Raw genomic sequence first — 17064 nt, 5'->3', positions numbered from 1 at the left:
AGATCTAAGACAAGCTAACGGCAAGATTGCACTTCATCCATAAGAGATTACACTGTGTCCAAAATTCAGCTATCTCAATGACCATGACAGCTTCATCTCACTCTTCGTTTCACTACAGCACACACTTTATTCTGGACAAAGCCTATTATGGCGAGTGCTTCGATGCCTCTGTGACCCAAGATGTTCCCCGCACCGCATATGCTAAGGCACTGGGGTTCCTGCTTGTCGGCCTGGCGCTGCTATTAACGGGCGTCAACGCCTACGCCTCCTGGTTTATCATCGCCCTCGGCGTGCTGGAGGCCTTGAGTATCAAGTTTAAGCGTCCCTGGTACCTCGCCCGCCAGATGATGAGTAAGGCCGCCGGCAACGAAGCCAGCCTCACCCTGGACGAGCAAGGAGTCAAAACAGAATCTCTCTATGTTAAACAACTCCTGCTGTGGGACGATATCGACACCATTCAGGAGACCACCACAGGTTTTCTGCTACTGTCTAGCGGCCAAAAACACTACCTCTCGAAACGTTTTCTCGATGAAGCCAGCTGCGAGTTTGTGCGCAACAAAGGGGCCACAAAGGGCTAAATTTGCCGCAGTTATATTAAAATTTGTATAGATTCCGATAAAAACGCCTCGCTTTGTTATTATGCAAGCAAAATGCGACAATAGCGCACATAACAACAAGCCCTAAGGACGGTCTCCGCCCCTGGGCAAACCAAATATGGAGTAACGATGATCAGTAATCAGAAACTCGTCGCGGCAATCTTAGCCGGCTCGACACTTTTTATTTCGGCTTGTCAAACAACCAACCCGTATACCAACGAGACCCAAAACGCCAAGGCGACTAACGGTGCCATCATAGGTGCCATTGCCGGTGCGGCGATCGGTGTAGCCTCTTCGAGCAAGAGCGACCGGGGTAAAGGTGCCCTTATCGGTGCAGCCTCAGGCGCCGCGGTCGGTGGTGGTATCGGCTACTACATGGATGTGCAGGAAGCCGAGCTGCGTAAACAGCTACAATCGACCGGCGTGAGCGTCACCCGCAACGGCGACAACATCATCTTGAACATGCCAAACGAAGTGACCTTCGGCGTCGATCAGTCGGTGCTAAGCAGCCGCGCCAAGAACGTGCTGGACAGCGTCGCCCTGGTGGCCAAGGAATATGACGAAACCATGCTGAATATCATGGGCTTCACCGACAGTTCGGGCAGCGAGTCATACAACCTGCGCCTGTCTCAGGTACGTGCCGCTGAAGTGGCCAACTATCTGATGTCTCGTGAAATCGAGAACCAGCGCATCAGCTCTATAGGCATGGGCGAATCTCGTCCGATCGCCGACAACTCGACGCAACAAGGCCGCGCACAAAACCGCCGTGTCGAAATCGTACTGAGCCCAATGCCAAAGGGCTAATCCGCTAGAATTTTAGCGTCCCTCGCTCTCTGCAGCCGAGGGGCGCTCCTTCCAAAGCTTTCCCGCAAAAAAGATTCACAAATCCACTCCCCAAAATTGCTCACATAGGTCTAGACTTATTCTTAAGCAATAACAAGGATGTGGATGCCATGGCGCCTACAGGGAAAAGCATTGACCACTCACCATTTGCGCAGCTTATCTGCGATGAACAAGGACTGATCATCGAGGCCAACCACGCCCTTTGCGCCTTGTTTGAGCTTAATGATACGGCCATCATCGAGCACCCGCTCGATCAGCTATTGACCCTTAATCAAATCGATTCAAGCACCTCGCTCATTGATGCCATCGCCCATGCAGTAACAGAGGAACAATCCCTCGACGTACGCCTCCACCGCCAGTCTCAGACTCCTTGGTATCAACTGCTCCCTCACCGTCTAGACGACAGTCGCTACCAGCTGCTGTTTGTCGCGCAGAGAGATGATCCCAATATCCAGCAGGCCTACCTCAAGCGTTTCGAGGATTTTCTCTGCTCGGCGAATATCGGCATCTGGCATTATGACTCAGCCACGGGCCAGACGCGTTTCTCCAACAGGATGAAGGAGTTGCTACAGCTGAGCCATCACAGCCCCCTAGACTGGCAGGTGCTACAGCAGATGGTCAGGGTGAAAGACCGCCATAAGTTCGATAGCTTTCTCGCCCCGTCGCCCGCGGGCAAACATAAGACTCAGTTTCGTTTTCGTGTCGACTCAAAAGATATGGAGAGGGTCTATGAGCTATTCGCCGAGCATATCTTCCTGGACAATGGCCACTTTAAGCTGCTCGGCCTCATCAAAGATCAGACAGAATCCAACGCCATGCTCGACGCCCTTAACGAGGCCAACGAGTCGAAGAAGCTGGCGCTCGAGGCCGGTAACATAGGTAATTGGCGGGCACAAATAGATGAACAAGGTCGGTGGATCTGGCAGTGGGATCAAAGAGCCAACGAGATGTTTTGCCTCAACTTTGAAGATATTGGCGTATTAGAGAAGTGGGCCGAACGGATCCATCCAGAAGACTTACCCACGGTAATGACGGCCGTCGAGGACTCCCTGGCCAACGGCACCCCCTTTCATCAGGAGTATCGCGCCATTCTGCCCAACCAGGAGACCATCTACATACTCGCTAAGGGCAAGGTGAGCCAAGGACAGAACAATCAAAACAGCCGCATCGACGGCATCTGTATCGATCAGACCCCCATCTATCAAGCCCGTCTGGCGCTGCAGGAAAGCTACAAATCGCTGGAGAGCCGGGTCAAGCAGCGCACCACAGAACTGCAGCTTGCCAAGGAGCGAGCCGAAATCGCCAGCCAGGCCAAGAGTGAGTTTCTCTCTATGATCAGCCACGAGCTTCGCACGCCGATGAATGCGGTGATCGGCGCGCTGGAACTGCTGTCCCTGGCTGATAAGTCGAGCGAAGAAAGAGATCTTATCGAAACCGCCTCAACCTCGGCCAATAACCTCGTCTATATCCTTAACGACATACTAGATATCAACAAGATAGAATCGGGAAAGATGCAACTTGAGCAGCAAGACTTCCACCTCACCGGAGTCATCGCCGATCTGATCAAGAGTTTCTCACCGGTAGCCAGCCGCCAGGGGTTGAGGTTCGCCGTAGAGGAAGCCCTGGATCTACCCGAATGGGTCGAAGGCGATATCGTCAAGGTACGGCAGATCCTCAGTAACCTGCTCAGCAACGCGATGAAGTTCACCCACACCACAGAGGAACAGACGGGCTGTGTCTCGCTAAACATAGCCGTGAGCGAGCAGAATGATATCGTGACCCGGGTGCGTTTCACTGTGACAGACAACGGCATAGGCATAGACAAGGCGACCCAGAAACGCCTCTTTACCCCCTTCGTACAGGCGCAGCGCTCTACCACGCGTAACTACGGCGGCACGGGACTCGGGCTGGCTATCTGCGGCAAACTCACCAACCTGATGGGCGGTAGCGTCAATCTCGAAAGCGAACTGGGTCAGGGCGCCCAATTCTGCGTCGAGCTTCCCTTCTGGCGCGCCCATCGCCATGAGCAGAATCAGGCGCTTTCCCAACACACCATAGGGATAGTGAATCTGGGCCAGCCCCAGAGCAAGATGGACTGGATTAAACAGTGTTTGACCGACAAGGGTGGCAGGGTCAAATGCTACCAGGCAGAGCACCTGGGTTTCGACACCCAAAGCCTGCAGCTGGTGATTATCCTCGCCACAGGCGAGGCAGACGAGCTGAGTTTTCTGGTTAATCAGGCGGCGAGCCCCAAGGGGCATAGCAACTGGCTTGTGGCCCTGCCCCAACATCAACGCAAGGCGCTAAAACTGGCCATTCCCCAGATAGACAGCCTGGATATCTATCTGTTATCCAAAGCATTGCTGCTCAAGGCGGTGCAGAAACGTCTCGACACCGACCTCGCCATCGATCTCGAGGAGATGGAGCTAGAGCTCTTTGACTCCTTAACTCAGGAGCCAGCACCTCGACTCAAGGGGGATGCCGACATACTGGTCGTTGAAGATAACCCTCTAAATCAAAAGCTTATTCTTAAACAACTCGACATGCTTGGCTATCGTTGCAACCTCGCCGAAGATGGCCTCGCCGGTGTACACCTATGGCAATCGGCGAATTACAAACTGATCCTCACCGACTGCCATATGCCCAATCTAGACGGTTATGACATGTCCAAACAGATCCGCCAGATAGAAACCAGCACCCAACGTAAGTCGGTGCCCATTGTCGCCATCACAGGCGCCGCCATGGCGACCGAACTCGACGACTGCTATCGCTCGGGCATGAACGACTTTGTCAGTAAGCCCGTGCAGCTGAGAGACCTGAAGAAGGTCATACAAAAATGGTATCGCCATGAAGAATAGTCCCCAAATCCTCAACCCTAAGATCATGCGCGATCTCATCGGCAATGATCCTACCCTCATAGCCCAGTTCAAACAGGACTTCGTCAACCAGGCCCGCTCCAGCCTGCGCGAACTCGCTACCCACTACAACAACCGCGAATTCAAGGGGCTCAAGCAGGGGGCGCACTTTCTCAAGACCTCTGCCAAGGCGATTGGTGCCGAAGAGGTTACCGACAAACTACAACAACTGGAGTTCGCCGCCATCGAGCAAGATATGGCTCAGTGCAAGCAGCTCATCATCCAGCTCAAGAATGCCCTGCAATCCCTGATAGAGGTGATCAACTCATGACCCGAAAACCTAGCGTCGCCAGCCGTCACCCCGAAGTGATCATGCTCTATGAGAAGGAGGAGGATATCTCAGGCGCGGCTAACATCATCGCCGAACAGGTCGACGAATACCGCACTGTGCCTGTGACCAGGCTGGTGGGCGAGCAGATAAAAGAGCATAAACCCTCGGTGATCCTCTTTGCCATGAGCACAGTGAAACTCAGCATAGAGCTCTATACCAAACTCTTGAAAAACCAGCAGATCGTCCACAGGCATTACGCCATTGTGCTGTGTAAGAACAAGGAATCTGGTTTGGCCTTTCGCAGCTGCATCAAGGGGGTGTTCGACAACTACTTCGTCTATCTCCCCCTGTATGAGAAGTTTCGCCTGAAGATGATAGTCCACAATGGACTGAGACAGAGCCAGGGGGATGACCATTACGCCGGTCTGGATGACGACCAGCTAGAACGGATAGACACTAACCTCGCCTCGCTGATCGAACTCAGCAGTCAGTGTAAGCGTCAACTACTGGATTCAGTCGACTCCTGCAAGGCCTCCATGGAACAGTCGACCGAGCAGCTCCCCCATGGAGACGAGGGCATGGGTCACGACAAGGCACTGGTCAAATCGCTGGCGAAGCAGCATATCGAGCCCCTGCTGACCCAGCTTGAGGTGGAGATCAAAGATGGTCTGGATCTCATCCTGGCGCAGCTCACCAGTCGCCACAGCGAGATCAAAGATATCAAGCAGAAGGTACAGGCAAAACAGAAAAGCAGGCTCCCGAGTCAGGCCCTGGTTTCCTCCTTGTTTGATGAGCATGACGCCAAGCCGCCCAAGAAGAAGATCTTAGTGGTGGAAGACAATCAGATATACCGCGAGATGATCGTCAAGGTGCTGGAGCAGGATGAATATGACACAGAGCAGGCCTGCGACGGCCTGACCGCGCTCAAGATGATCAAGGGGAACGATTACGCGTTGATCCTCATGGATCTCTATATGCCCCACCTAGATGGCATCAACACCACCAAGCAACTCAAGGTCCATAACGACGGTAAGGACATTCCCGTGGTGGCGCTGACCAGCAACAACAACCGTGAGCTGATCAAGCGCTGGGCTCAGGTGGGACTGAAGGGGTATATTCTTAAGCCCTCCAATCGCACCGAGATCCTACAGGCGGTCAAGACCGCCATAGAATATGGCTAAGCTTTAGCCTCACCGATAGGCAGGATCACCCGACCATATTCCTGATTGAGCACCTGGGCCATGGCAAAGTAGATGGCACTGGCACCGCAGAATATCCCTTCGAATCCGGCGATCAATCCAATCGACTCGCTACCGGTAAAGTCGCGGGCCGCCAGCAGGAAAAACAGCAGGGTCAAGGAGCCAAATACCACTTGCTTGGCGCGAGGGTAACGCAAAGAACCGACAAACATGAAGGCGGTAAACACACCCCAAAGGCTTAGGTACCAGCCCATGAAATGACTCGGACTGGCGGCGGCAAGTCCAAGCTTAGGCAGCATAATGAGTCCCACTAAGGTTAACCAGAACAGGCCATATGAGGTAAATGCCGTGGTGCCGAAGGTGTCCCCTCGTTTAAAGCACATCATGCCCACCAGCACCTGGCCCAGACCACCGTAGAAGATCCCCATCGCCAAGATCATGGCATCGATGTCAAAGAAGCCCGCATTGTGTATGTTCAACAGCACAGTCGTCATACCAAACCCCATCAGACCCAGAGGCGCAGGATTGGCCAATTTTGTCGACATTTAATTCCCCTCGTTATCGCTCGCAGTGAATGCGCCCCCATGGCGCGGTCAAAATCGCGGCGGATTCTAGAGAAGTCTTAAAGGCACTACAATGCCTGCCCGAGTGGGTGACGTGTCATAACAAAAACAGATACAAAACAATAAGATAAGAGTTACAGTCGAGTGATGATATTAACGAGCAGCAAAAATATCCAATAAATTCATTTAGATAAATATCGCCCCACAGATAAAGCGAACATGATCACGCTAACCCGCTTTTTGAGAGAGGTATCACAAAGTTTGTTTCGGGTCATCTCAGGCGAGCGCTCTTAGGACAAGTAAAACCCCGGTAGATAGGACGAGCCTCACACTTTACGACTTTACGTGATCGACCCATCAAAAAAATCAGCAGAAGATCTTAGTTAACCATCTGCTGATCTAGATCAGTTTTGCGTCTCAGATAGCGCCTGTGCCTGGGCGCTTAGAGAGTATTTAAAGCTAATGCTAAAAGCTAGGATTCAAGCCCTGGCCTTAAAGACAGGCATCAGAGACAGGGCTCAAAGACAGAGCTCAAAATCAGGGCTTAGCTGCACCTGGCCATCAGGAAGGCGTTCACATAGCCGCCATCCCGAAAGGCATAATCTTTGGCCTCGCCTTCTATCACAAAGCCATGGGACTTATAGAGCGCAACCGCAGCTTCGTTATCGGTATAGACCTCGAGTTCGATACGACGCACCGCCAGCCAGTTGGTCGCCAGATCTATCATGGCTGCCAGCAAGGCACTGCCGATCCCCTGCCCACGCGCCGACTCACACACCGCCATGCCAAAGTTGGCCACATGCTTGCGCCTGGCATTGCTGTAGACCTCCATGCCAAGCTGCCCCACTATCTGCCCATCACGCACGGCCACCAAGCTGTAACAGTTCTCCGGCAGATCCTTCAGGCGTTTCTGCCAGAAGGCCAGCGACGGATAGGGACGCTGCAGTGTACCGGCATAACAGCTAGGCTGACCGAACAAGGCGAAAATCCCCTCTATGTCGCCATCTGTGCTGTGACGAATAGTGATCTCCGGGGCTTGGGGGGAGTTGAACTGCTGCTCGGCCATAAACGTCCTATATTTCCTTATAAAAGAAGGCAATATGCCATAGGTACAATAAGCATAGCAACGCCCTTATTCTCCCGTGGCAATGGGTCGCTGCGCGGGGTTGCCCATGGCGATCAGCTTAGGCGCCAACTTCTGCGCCTCGCCGAAATCCTGTTTGCTCTGCCAGTCAAACCATTGGTTGGCGATCAGCGTCTGCGCCACGGGTCCGCCTAAGGTGTTACCCGGTCCCAGCACTATCACGCAATCTGGGGCAAACTCCTTGACCCCCACGGCCATCGCCTGACTAAAGTCATAGGGCGCCACCACCTGATGCTCTAAGGTGTAGCTGTGCAGTCGTGCCAAATCAGTGGAGAAAGGATTCCACACATGTCCCCGGCCATCGACCATGGGCAATCTGGGGCGATGAAACAGCGACTCCGGCAGGGCCTGTTGCCCCCGGCGCGCAATATCCATCAGCAGTGGCGAGTGAAAGGCGCCATGGTTATACAGTCGCATAGGGTAGCGCTCTTCAAGCCTTGGCAGCAGGGCCTCAGCCTGAGTCAGCCCCGCCTCGTTACCCGCCAGTACCCTATATCCCCCCAGATGAATAGAGGTATAGAGCTCACAGCCGGCCAGCTCATTCACCTCGGCGATAACGCTATCCAGCAGTTCTGTCTTGGTCTTGTCCCGGCGCCAGTTGTCATCCATCTCTGGATAGATCATCTGTCCGCCAATCAGGCCGTCACTCATCATGCTGCCCATGGTGTTGATCACCTCAATCGCGCCGCGCTCATCCAGGGCGCCGGCCAGCGCCAGGGCGATATACCAGCCCATGGAGTTACCCGTGACCGCCACGATATCGAAGCGCTCACGGTCGATATCCATAAAGTCGGCCATGGCGCAGGCATAGATTAAGGCCGAGGCATTTTCCCCCGGGGTATGCAGCTTGAAGGAGTATTTACCCTGAGCATCGAGCTCGGCGATGGGCTTCTGCCCCAAGTCACGCCGATAGGCATCGACTGCCTCGATAAAGGCAAGCTTGTCGCTATGGTACCTGGCGAGATAGCCGAGCTCCTCCTTGTTGTAGCAGCCTCTTCCCGGCGCCACCACCAGCGCTCTTAGCTTGCCTGTCGCCGCCGTTTCGCCTGTCTTCATCATCTTAGCTTCCTGTGTCATAAGGCTTGTCTCACTCCTGTGCGCTGGATGTTTGCACTCCCCTCGTCATCTTTAGCCTGCTCACCAACCAAAGCCTGATCACCAATCAAAGCCTGCTCACCAATCAGGGCAAGGGCGGCCTCGACTATCTGCGAGCGCCCTGGCAGCGGCAGGGTCGCCGCCTCCGCTAGTGGAATAAAGCAATCCTCGGCGGTCAGCCTGGCCATCTGCGGCGCGAGATCCCCCAGGCGCTCATGCACACAGGTGACTATCGCCTCACTCACCGAACCGCTGCGGCGGCATTCATCGACGATCAGCAGGTGTTCACACTCGCTGACCGCAGCAATGATCGCCTCCTCGTTAAGCGGGATGAGGTAGCGCAGATCGATAACCCGGCAATCTATCCCCCGCTCGGCCAACTCACGCTCGGCCTGACGGCTGAGGTAATAGCCGTTGCCATAGCTGAGGATAGCCAGTGTCTTGCCTTTGCCGTAGACACCCAGCTCACCGTAGGGTAACGCCTTTGCCTGCTCCTGGGGGCAATAGGCATGACTCCAGAGGCCGTCGCCCTCCTGGTGCAGATCCCGCGTCATGTAGAGGGCAATCGGCTCAAGGAAGATCACCAGTCGCAGCTCCTGCTCCGCCAGGCGCACGCATTCACGCAGCATCCCCATGGCATCTTCGCCATTGGAGGGACAGGCCAGAATGAGGCCAGGTATATCGCGAAACACCGCCAGGGAGTTGTCGTTATGGAAATGGCCGCCGAAGCCCTTCTGATAACCCAGACCGGCGATGCGAATCACCATGGGGTTAGTAAATTGGCCGTTAGAGAAGAACGGCAGGGTCGCCGCCTCGCCGCGGATCTGATCCTCGGCGTTGTGCACATAGGCGAGGAACTGGATCTCGGGAATCGGCAGCAGGCCGTTATGGGCCATGCCGATGGCCAGCCCCAATATCGAGGTCTCATCGAGCAGGGTATTGATCACCCGGTTAGGCCCGAAGCGCTCCACCAGACGCGAGGTGACATGATACACCCCTCCCTTCTTGCCCACATCCTCGCCGCACACCACTATGTTCTGCTGACGTGCCATCAACTCGGTGAGCGTCATGTTGATAAGCTTACCCATGTGCAGCGGTTTACCCAGGGAGTTCTTGTCTGCGCTAAATAGCCGCGCAAAGGCTTCATCGGACAGATCTTGGTGTGACTGAACCTGGTCATTTACAGGCGGGACCACTGCCGCCATCGCCGCCTGGGCACTAGTGAGCTTGGGCCGCTCGACCGCGACCTTGGCAATGGCCGCGATACGCGCCTTGAGGCTTTGGTACTGCTCGACGATTTCATCCGGGCTCATCAGCTTGGCCTCGATGATCTGCTTGGCCGTGAGCAGCAGTGGATCCTGCGCCTCGTTATCGAAAATCTTCTGTTTGTTCAGATAGGCAATCTCGGCGTCGCTGCCGGCATGCCCCATCAGGCGAACCGTTCTGACATGCAAGAATACGGGGCGCCGCTTGACTCTGGCATATTCGGCCGCCTGGCGGCTGACCCGATAGCAATCCAGTAGATCCCGACCGTCACAATAGAAATACTTGATGCCGGCGCGGTCGCGAAAGTTGGCTGCGATCCAGCCGCTCGGAGTGGCGGTGGATATGCCGATACCATTGTCTTCGCAGACAAATAGCAGCGGCAGTGGCACCTGCTGATAAGCGGCCCAGCCCGCGGCATTTATCGCCGTCTGGGCGCTGGCGTGGTTCGCCGAGGCGTCACCAAAGTTGCAGAACACCAGGCTGTCCTCGGGCAAGACGCTGTCGATATCCAGCCGCTGGGTCAGGGGAATACTCAGGGCAGCACCCACCGCCTTAGGCAGGTGAGAGGCGATGGTGGAGGTCTGCGGCGGTATCATCAAGCGCTTACTGCCGAGCACCTTATGGCGTCCGCCCGAGATGGGATCTTCGCTAGAGGCGGCGAAGGAGAGCAGCATGTCCCACAGAGACGTCTCGCCGGGCACCTGACGCGCCCGCTCTATCATGAAGGCCGCGCTGCGATAGTGCAGAAATGCCATATCGGTCGGGCGCAGCGCCGCGGCGCAGGCGGCGTTACCTTCGTGACCCGAGCTGCCTATGGTATAGAAGCCCTGATTGCGGGCCCGCATCTTACGGGACTCGAGATCCAGCAGCCGGCTCTTCATCTGAGACTCGAACATGCCGACAAAATCGGCATCGCTGAGCCCCAGGCGGGTGTGGCACCAGCCCTGCTCTATCTCCAGGAAATCTTGCTGTGATACACGTTCGACAAATTGCCTGTCGAGGGCAATAGCTCTATCTTCCAAGTTGATCTACCTCAATTGGGCGCAACAAGGCCTAGACCACAGGCGTTCAACAGGCCGCTGCGACGAGAAGGCGGAGCGACGCCGTCGCTCCGAGCTGAAGGAGAGGAATTAGCCGAAGGCCTGGATACCGGTCTGCGCACGACCCAGGATGAGCGCATGAATATCATGGGTACCCTCGTAGGTGTTGACGGCCTCAAGGTTCATCACGTGACGAATGACATGGAACTCATCGCTGATGCCGTTGCCGCCATGCATGTCGCGGGAGGTACGGGCGATATCCAGTGCCTTGCCGCAGGAGTTGCGCTTAATCAGTGAGATGGCCTCGACCGGTAAGGCATCTTGATCCATCAAGCGACCGGCCTGCAGGCAGGCAAATAAACCAGTGGTGATCTCTGTCTGCATGTCGGCCAACTTCTTCTGGATCAGCTGAGTGGCGGCCAGCGGACGGTTAAACTGGATACGATCTAGGCTATATTGACGCGCCGCGTGCCAGCAGAATTCGGCGGCGCCAAGCGCGCCCCAGGCGATGCCGTAGCGAGCCTTGTTGAGGCAGCCGAATGGGCCCTTGAGTCCCTCGACGTTAGGCAATAGCGCCTCTTCCCCCACCTCAACATTGTCCATCACTATCTCACCCGTGATCGATGCCCTGAGACTGAACTTACCCTCAATCTTAGGCGCGCTTAGCCCCTTCATCCCCTTCTCCAGGATGAAGCCGCGGATCACCCCGTCGAGCTTGGCCCACACCACAAACACGTCGGCGATGGGCGAGTTGGTGATCCACATCTTGGCGCCGTTGATACGATAACCCCCCTCGATGCGCTCGGCGCGGGTCTTCATCCCACCGGGATCTGAGCCCACATCCGGCTCGGTCAGACCAAAACAGCCTACCCACTCGCCGGTGGCCAGCTTAGGCAGATACTTCTGGCGCTGCTGTTCGCTGCCATAGGTATAGATGGGGTGCATCACCAATGACGACTGCACGCTCATGGCGCTACGATAGCCGCTATCGACCCGCTCGATTTCACGGGCCACCAGGCCGTAACTGACATAGTTGGCATTGGCACAGCCATAGGCCTCGGGCAGGGTCGCCCCCAGGAGTCCCAGCTCACCCAGTTCGTTCATGATCTCACGGTCGAAATGCTCCTCGCGATTGGCCATCAATACCCGGGTCATCAACTTTTCTTGCGCATAGTCGTGCACCATGTCACGGATCATGCGTTCATCTTCGCTAAGCAGCGCATCGAATTGCAGTGGATCTTGCCAATCAAATTTCACTCGAGCCATGAGTCTGTTCCTTGCTGTCATTATTGTTGTGGTTGTCGCTGGTGACTAATTCACCACTTGCTAATTCGACTAGCATAGGCATAATTTATCCGTAGGAAAAATATTCTTTTTGTTTAGCTTACATAGTTATTTTCTATATCTTACGTAAGGGTAAAGATGAACCTGAGAGCCCTGAGCTACTTCGTCGCCGTCTACGATAAAGGCACCATCAGCGCCGCCGCTAAGCAGTGCTATATCGCCCAGCCGTCGATCTCCTCGGCCATCAGCCAGTTGGAAGATGAGCTCAATACCCAACTTTTCCAGCGCCACGGCCGAGGGGTCAGCCCAACAGAGTCGGCCGAGCGCCTCTACCCCCTGGCCCAGCGCCTGTTAAACGAGTCCAAGGCGATAGCCTCGCTCTTTAATACCCCCGAGCAGCGCCAGCCCTTTAAGCTTGGCCTGATCAACTCACTCGGGGTACAACGCATGAGCATGCTGCTCAAAGACTTTAGTCAGGCCTGCCATGATATGGAGCTTACCCTGGTCGAGGCCAACGAGCCCTGCGATGCCCGTATCATCACCACCAGCCAGCTAAAGTCCGATGAGGTATTTCAGCCCATCTGGCATGACGACTACCTGCTGGCAATCCCTTCCAACATGAGCCTGGCCTTGAAGAAAGAGATTCGCCTGCAGGATCTTAGCGGCCAGCCCTTCATCCACCGCGCCCCCTGCGAGGCCCTGGCGGATCTGCAACAGCTGATGGATCTCGAGGGGATAAAGATGCAGATCCGCGCGCGGATCCAGACGGTGGAATATGCCGTGGGTTTAGTGGCCGCCGGCGTGGGGATCGCCCTGGTGCCAGCACTGCCGGTACTGATGGAGCAGAACAACATCATCTATAAGGCGATTGGCGACTTGCAGCTCAGGCGCACCGTCGGCCTGGCCATGCCCAGAGAGGGGGAGCGCACCGAGCAGCAGAGGCAGTTGCAACAAGTCAGTAAACTCTATAGCTAAAAGGGATCACAGGCTCCCTATCACTGCGCAACATTTCACCAAAACGCAACCAACACAAGGCATCAAGCTGTATCATTTTGCATCAGGAATAGCGAAAACGCTGTGCATATATGACGTAAATGGTAATCTTTGCTCAGACTCCTGTTTGATCCGATTTAGTGTATCTATACCCATGAAAAACAAGCTGCTGACAGGCCTACTTACGACTCTGCTGTTCTCCTTTGCCATCCAGGCCGAAGAGCAGAAGGTTTGTCATATGGATGATGAATGCATCGAGGTTGGCCAATGGCAACTCGGCCTGGCATTCGGCTATGGCAAGCGCAGTAACCCCATCCGCGACTACGACGATATCCCCATCTACCTGGCACCGACCCTGGCCTACTATGGCGACAGCTGGTTTTTCGACAATGGTAATCTGGGCTACACCCTGGCGGACGAGGAGCTGTTCAGCCTCAACCTGACCACCAGCTTCAGCAGCGACAGCGCCTACTTCTACCGTTGGGATCCGTCGAACATCTTTATCTCTGGTACCAGCCAGATCAGCTCGACACCGGCGCTTACCTCACGATTTCAAGCCTTTGGCGCCGAGCCCGAGCCGTTTTTCAACGAACTCGAAGACAGAAAATTTACACTTCTTGGCGGAGCCGAAGCGTTTATTTACACTCCGGTCGGTATAATCAACCTCGCCTTGGCCCACGACCTTTTCGATGTCCACTCAGGCATGGAGGGCAAGGTCAAATGGCTCTACAACCTGTCGCTGACCGACTGGAAATTTGAAGTCGCCGCGGTGGCCAACTGGAAGAGCGAAGAGATCATCAACTACTATTACGGCGTACGTCCAAGCGAGAATGCATATTGGAGTGAACGCTATCGTGCCGGCTCTGGCACTAATTTAGGATTAGAATTGACGACACAATACATAATGAATGAGCACTGGGAGTTGCTCTTCCTGGTGCGCTATACCGACCTGGCCGATGCGATCACCGACAGCCCGCTCGTCACCGAAAGTTACACCAACACTTACTTTATCGGCACAGCCTATAGGTTTTAAGGTTTGTGTTTTCAATGACTTTCAGGCTGATACAGGCAATTATTGCCATTATTTTACTGTGTAACATTACCTATGCCGCGGGCCAAGAGTCTACGGCCAGCTTGTCATTGTCACCCCAATTTTGCATCACGGCCAATGTCGAACAGAGCTGTGAAATTGAGTTGGTACTGAACTGGGAAACCCCCTATCCCCAGGTGGTTTGTATCATGTCGGATCATAGCGACCTGGAGAAGTGGTGCGCCGATTCCCCCAATACCCACTCGCTCACCGTGAAGGTTGAGACACAAAAAGATATTCAATTTGTCATGATAGACAAAGAAAGCCACCAAACTTTGGCCGGCGTAAAATTAAAAGTTACCCCTACTTCGTCGCCTCAGGTGAGGCGTCGTTATCGCAACCCCTGGAGTCTATTCTAATGACAGAATCTCAATCGACCCATAGAGTCTTGCTCGTCGAAGACGATATTCGTCTGGCAAACCTGATTGTGGATTATTTAAAGTCGCATGGAATGCACGTGGAAGTTGAGCGTCGTGGTGACACAGTACTGACCCGACTGATCAACTACAAACCAGATATCATCTTGCTCGATATCATGCTGCCAGGGATGGATGGCCTTACTCTTTGTGAAAAACTGCCCGACTACTTTGCCGGCCCTATCCTGCTGATGAGCGCCCTGGGTTCCAACGAGGATCAGATCAAGGGATTAGAGCTGGGCGCCGACGACTATGTGGTGAAGCCTGTCGATCCTGCGCTGCTTATCGCCCGTATCAATAATTTGCTGCGCCGCACCGCCAAGCCACCGCAGGCGGAGTCTCACTGCCTCAGCTTCGGTAAACTCAGCATAGATCCCCACACTCAGGCCATTCGCCTGGGCGATCTCGAGGTGGACCTCACCAGTCATGAGTTCGAGCTTCTCTGGCTGCTGGCCTCACAAGCCGGGCAGGTGCTGAGCCGTCAATATATCTATCAATACCTGCTCAACATCGATTTCGACGGCAAAGACAGGAAGATCGACGTGCGCATCTCGAGACTGCGTAAGAAGTTAGGTGACAATATCGAAACCCCATTTAGAATTAAGACGGTATGGGGTCAGGGATATCTATTCGCCCCAGAAGCCTGGAACAACTAACGGAGCTGCGTTGAAACGACTCTTCATCAGCCTATACCTACTACTGAGCCTCAGTTTTCTCGGTATCGGCTGGACCCTGGACAGCATCTGGCAAAACAATGTCGACGACGGCGGTGCCCAAGACGCGCCGCTCATCGCCTTGGCCCAGCTAATCGGCAAGCTGCCCAAGGCCCAGCGCGAGGCGTTTCTCTCGCAGCTTAGCACCCAACACAGCTACCCACTCAGGCTACTACCTAAGGCCCAGGTGGCCATCAACCAAGATGAATCCCTCAGCCGCGACAGCGTCTTGGTGACCGCCCCGGACGAGCAACACGAGCTGCATTTTATCGAGATCGATGACCAGGAGATCCTCATGGCAGGGCCCATAGAGATAGATCCCAGGGAACAACTGCGCGGCCTGTTTACCCTCTTCTTCTATCTTTCCCTGGCATTGGTCGCGCTGATCTGGGTCTGGCCCCTGTCACGGGATCTCAAGACGCTGCGACTGGCGACCAAGGCATTTGGCCAGGCCAAGTGGGACACCCAGATCCAACTCTCCAGCCGCTCCCAGGTACAGCCCCTGGCGTCAACCTTCAACGAGATGGCCCGCCACATCAGCGCGCTGATCGAGAACCAGAAGCATCTCTCTAACGCCGTTTCCCACGAGATCAGGACCCCCCTGGCCCGGCTTAAGTTTGCCCTGGCCCTGGTGCCTCAATATTGTGCCCCCGACTCAGATCCCGAGCGGCGCCAGGAATTTCTCGACGAGATGCAGCAAGATGTGAAGGAGATGGAAACCCTGCTGCAGGAGCTACTCACCTATGCCAGCCTGGAGTCACAACAGCAGGATTTAGAGTTTGAATGCTGTGAGCTGACCCGGCTTACCCAGCAGACCATCAGCCGCCTGCAAAACCGCCACAGCGTTCCAATTTATTTTGACGAGCAGACGCCCGAGCTGAAGGTGATGGGCGACCCTTCGCTCATCGAACGGGCGCTGCAAAACTTGATCATCAATGCCCAGCGTTTTGCCAAGAGCCATATCACCATAGAGATCAGCCAGGAAAACAAGTCGGTGCAGCTCAAGGTGATCGACGATGGCCCGGGTATCGCGGCCGTAGATCAAGAGAAGATCTTCGAACCCTTCTATCGCAGCAAGGTGGTACAGAATGGCAACAAGGGTCATGGACTGGGACTGGCCATCATCAAGCGGATCATGCACAAGCACAATGGCCGGGTGTCACTGGCAAGCGAGCCGGGCAACACAGTCTTTACCCTAAGCTGGCCCAGGGTGAACGCGAGCAGACAAAGAAAATAACAGGCGGCAGAAACTAGGGCAGAGCCTTAATCGGCATCGAGGTCGATATCGAAATCCAGTGATTGGGTCGCGGCGGCACGCTCTTCCAAGATGGCGGTCTTCTTCGCCTTTAACAGGGCCAGGCGACGACGGCGATGACGCTGTTTACATAGGCGAATCACCTCATTTTTTTGCGCATCGGAGAAGTGTAGCCAATTAAAGCGCTCCTCTCTGCTGCGCAGGCAGCCTTGCAATAGCCCCGAGCGTCTGTCTGACAGACACCAATACAGGGACTGGGGATCTCGAAAAACTCTAACTGTTCCATGGGGGCTAGCTACACCTAATTGTCTGCGACATCTTGAATAGGGGCTCACTTAAGGGGTCGCTAAATGAGCCTATAGTTAAAACATAACCTAAATC

The 17064-nt window shown here is 54.8% G+C and carries 15 protein-coding genes and 1 pseudogene; 10 read left to right on the top strand and 6 right to left on the bottom strand.

Going from position 1 to position 17064, the window contains the following annotated elements:
- Positions 1 to 77: 77 nt before the first annotated feature.
- The 5 genes from DB48_RS10475 (at position 78) to DB48_RS10455 (ending at position 5806) form a co-directional block, all read left to right on the top strand.
- Positions 78 to 578: a YcxB family protein gene (locus DB48_RS10475; RefSeq protein ID WP_327270663.1), complete on the top strand. Its 501-nt coding sequence runs from the start codon at positions 78 to 80 to the stop codon at positions 576 to 578.
- A gap of 147 nt (positions 579 to 725) precedes the next feature.
- Positions 726 to 1400: an OmpA family protein gene (locus DB48_RS10470; protein WP_041510235.1), complete on the top strand. Its 675-nt coding sequence runs from the start codon at positions 726 to 728 to the stop codon at positions 1398 to 1400.
- Between the two features lie 149 nt (positions 1401 to 1549).
- Positions 1550 to 4297 (top strand): ATP-binding protein, encoded by a 2748-nt coding sequence (locus tag DB48_RS10465; RefSeq protein ID WP_041510234.1) that lies wholly within the window; start codon positions 1550 to 1552, stop codon positions 4295 to 4297.
- Positions 4287 to 4625 carry an Hpt domain-containing protein gene (locus tag DB48_RS10460; RefSeq protein ID WP_041510233.1) on the top strand — a complete coding sequence of 113 codons (339 nt, stop codon included), beginning with the start codon at positions 4287 to 4289 and terminating at the stop codon, positions 4623 to 4625. The genes DB48_RS10465 and DB48_RS10460 overlap by 11 nt, the downstream gene beginning before the upstream one ends.
- On the top strand, positions 4622 to 5806 hold the full coding sequence (locus DB48_RS10455; RefSeq protein WP_041510232.1) for a response regulator: 1185 nt from the start codon (positions 4622 to 4624) through the stop codon (positions 5804 to 5806). The genes DB48_RS10460 and DB48_RS10455 overlap by 4 nt, the downstream gene beginning before the upstream one ends.
- Here DB48_RS10455 and DB48_RS10450 read toward each other — a convergent pair.
- The 5 genes from DB48_RS10450 to DB48_RS10430 all read right to left on the bottom strand — a co-directional run bounded on the left by DB48_RS10450 (position 5803) and on the right by DB48_RS10430 (position 12198).
- The gene (locus DB48_RS10450) at positions 5803 to 6369 is read right to left on the bottom strand and encodes an acetate uptake transporter (protein ID WP_041510231.1); all 567 of its coding nucleotides are present in this window, start codon (positions 6367 to 6369) and stop codon (positions 5803 to 5805) included. The genes DB48_RS10455 and DB48_RS10450 overlap by 4 nt on opposite strands.
- A gap of 562 nt (positions 6370 to 6931) precedes the next feature.
- On the bottom strand, positions 6932 to 7453 hold the full coding sequence (locus DB48_RS10445; protein WP_052813750.1) for a GNAT family N-acetyltransferase: 522 nt from the start codon (positions 7451 to 7453) through the stop codon (positions 6932 to 6934).
- Positions 7454 to 7519: 66 nt separating this feature from the next.
- Positions 7520 to 8590, bottom strand: a complete 1071-nt coding sequence (locus DB48_RS10440) for an ACP S-malonyltransferase (RefSeq protein WP_041510349.1) — start codon at positions 8588 to 8590, stop codon at positions 7520 to 7522.
- 14 nt (positions 8591 to 8604) lie between these two features.
- The gene (locus DB48_RS10435) at positions 8605 to 10914 is read right to left on the bottom strand and encodes a dehydrogenase E1 component subunit alpha/beta (RefSeq protein ID WP_041510230.1); all 2310 of its coding nucleotides are present in this window, start codon (positions 10912 to 10914) and stop codon (positions 8605 to 8607) included.
- 108 nt (positions 10915 to 11022) lie between these two features.
- The gene (locus DB48_RS10430) at positions 11023 to 12198 is read right to left on the bottom strand and encodes an acyl-CoA dehydrogenase (RefSeq protein ID WP_041510229.1); all 1176 of its coding nucleotides are present in this window, start codon (positions 12196 to 12198) and stop codon (positions 11023 to 11025) included.
- 156 nt (positions 12199 to 12354) lie between these two features.
- On the opposite strand from DB48_RS10430, the gene DB48_RS10425 reads away from it, so the two are divergent.
- The 5 genes from DB48_RS10425 (at position 12355) to DB48_RS10405 (ending at position 16665) form a co-directional block, all read left to right on the top strand.
- Positions 12355 to 13191 carry a LysR family transcriptional regulator gene (locus tag DB48_RS10425; RefSeq protein ID WP_041510228.1) on the top strand — a complete coding sequence of 279 codons (837 nt, stop codon included), beginning with the start codon at positions 12355 to 12357 and terminating at the stop codon, positions 13189 to 13191.
- 172 nt (positions 13192 to 13363) lie between these two features.
- Entirely contained in the window at positions 13364 to 14242 is an 879-nt protein-coding gene (locus DB48_RS10420) for a MipA/OmpV family protein (RefSeq protein WP_041510227.1), read from the top strand.
- A gap of 107 nt (positions 14243 to 14349) precedes the next feature.
- Entirely contained in the window at positions 14350 to 14658 is a 309-nt protein-coding gene (locus tag DB48_RS10415; protein ID WP_235375381.1) for a DUF3019 domain-containing protein, read from the top strand.
- Positions 14658 to 15371, top strand: a complete 714-nt coding sequence (locus tag DB48_RS10410) for a response regulator (protein WP_011864701.1) — start codon at positions 14658 to 14660, stop codon at positions 15369 to 15371. Before DB48_RS10415 ends, DB48_RS10410 begins: the two co-directional genes overlap by 1 nt.
- Positions 15372 to 15381: 10 nt before the next feature.
- Complete coding sequence (locus tag DB48_RS10405) at positions 15382 to 16665, top strand: sensor histidine kinase (RefSeq protein ID WP_041510225.1); 1284 nt, start codon at positions 15382 to 15384, stop codon at positions 16663 to 16665.
- A 26-nt stretch (positions 16666 to 16691) separates the two neighbouring features.
- Here DB48_RS10405 and DB48_RS10400 read toward each other — a convergent pair.
- Positions 16692 to 16969: pseudogene (locus tag DB48_RS10400) on the bottom strand (DUF1289 domain-containing protein).
- Positions 16970 to 17064 lie beyond the last annotated feature (95 nt).

The organism is Shewanella sp. cp20 (assembly GCF_000832025.1).
GTDB lineage: Bacteria > Pseudomonadota > Gammaproteobacteria > Enterobacterales > Shewanellaceae > Shewanella.
This window is presented reverse-complemented; position numbering and strand designations above follow the sequence as displayed.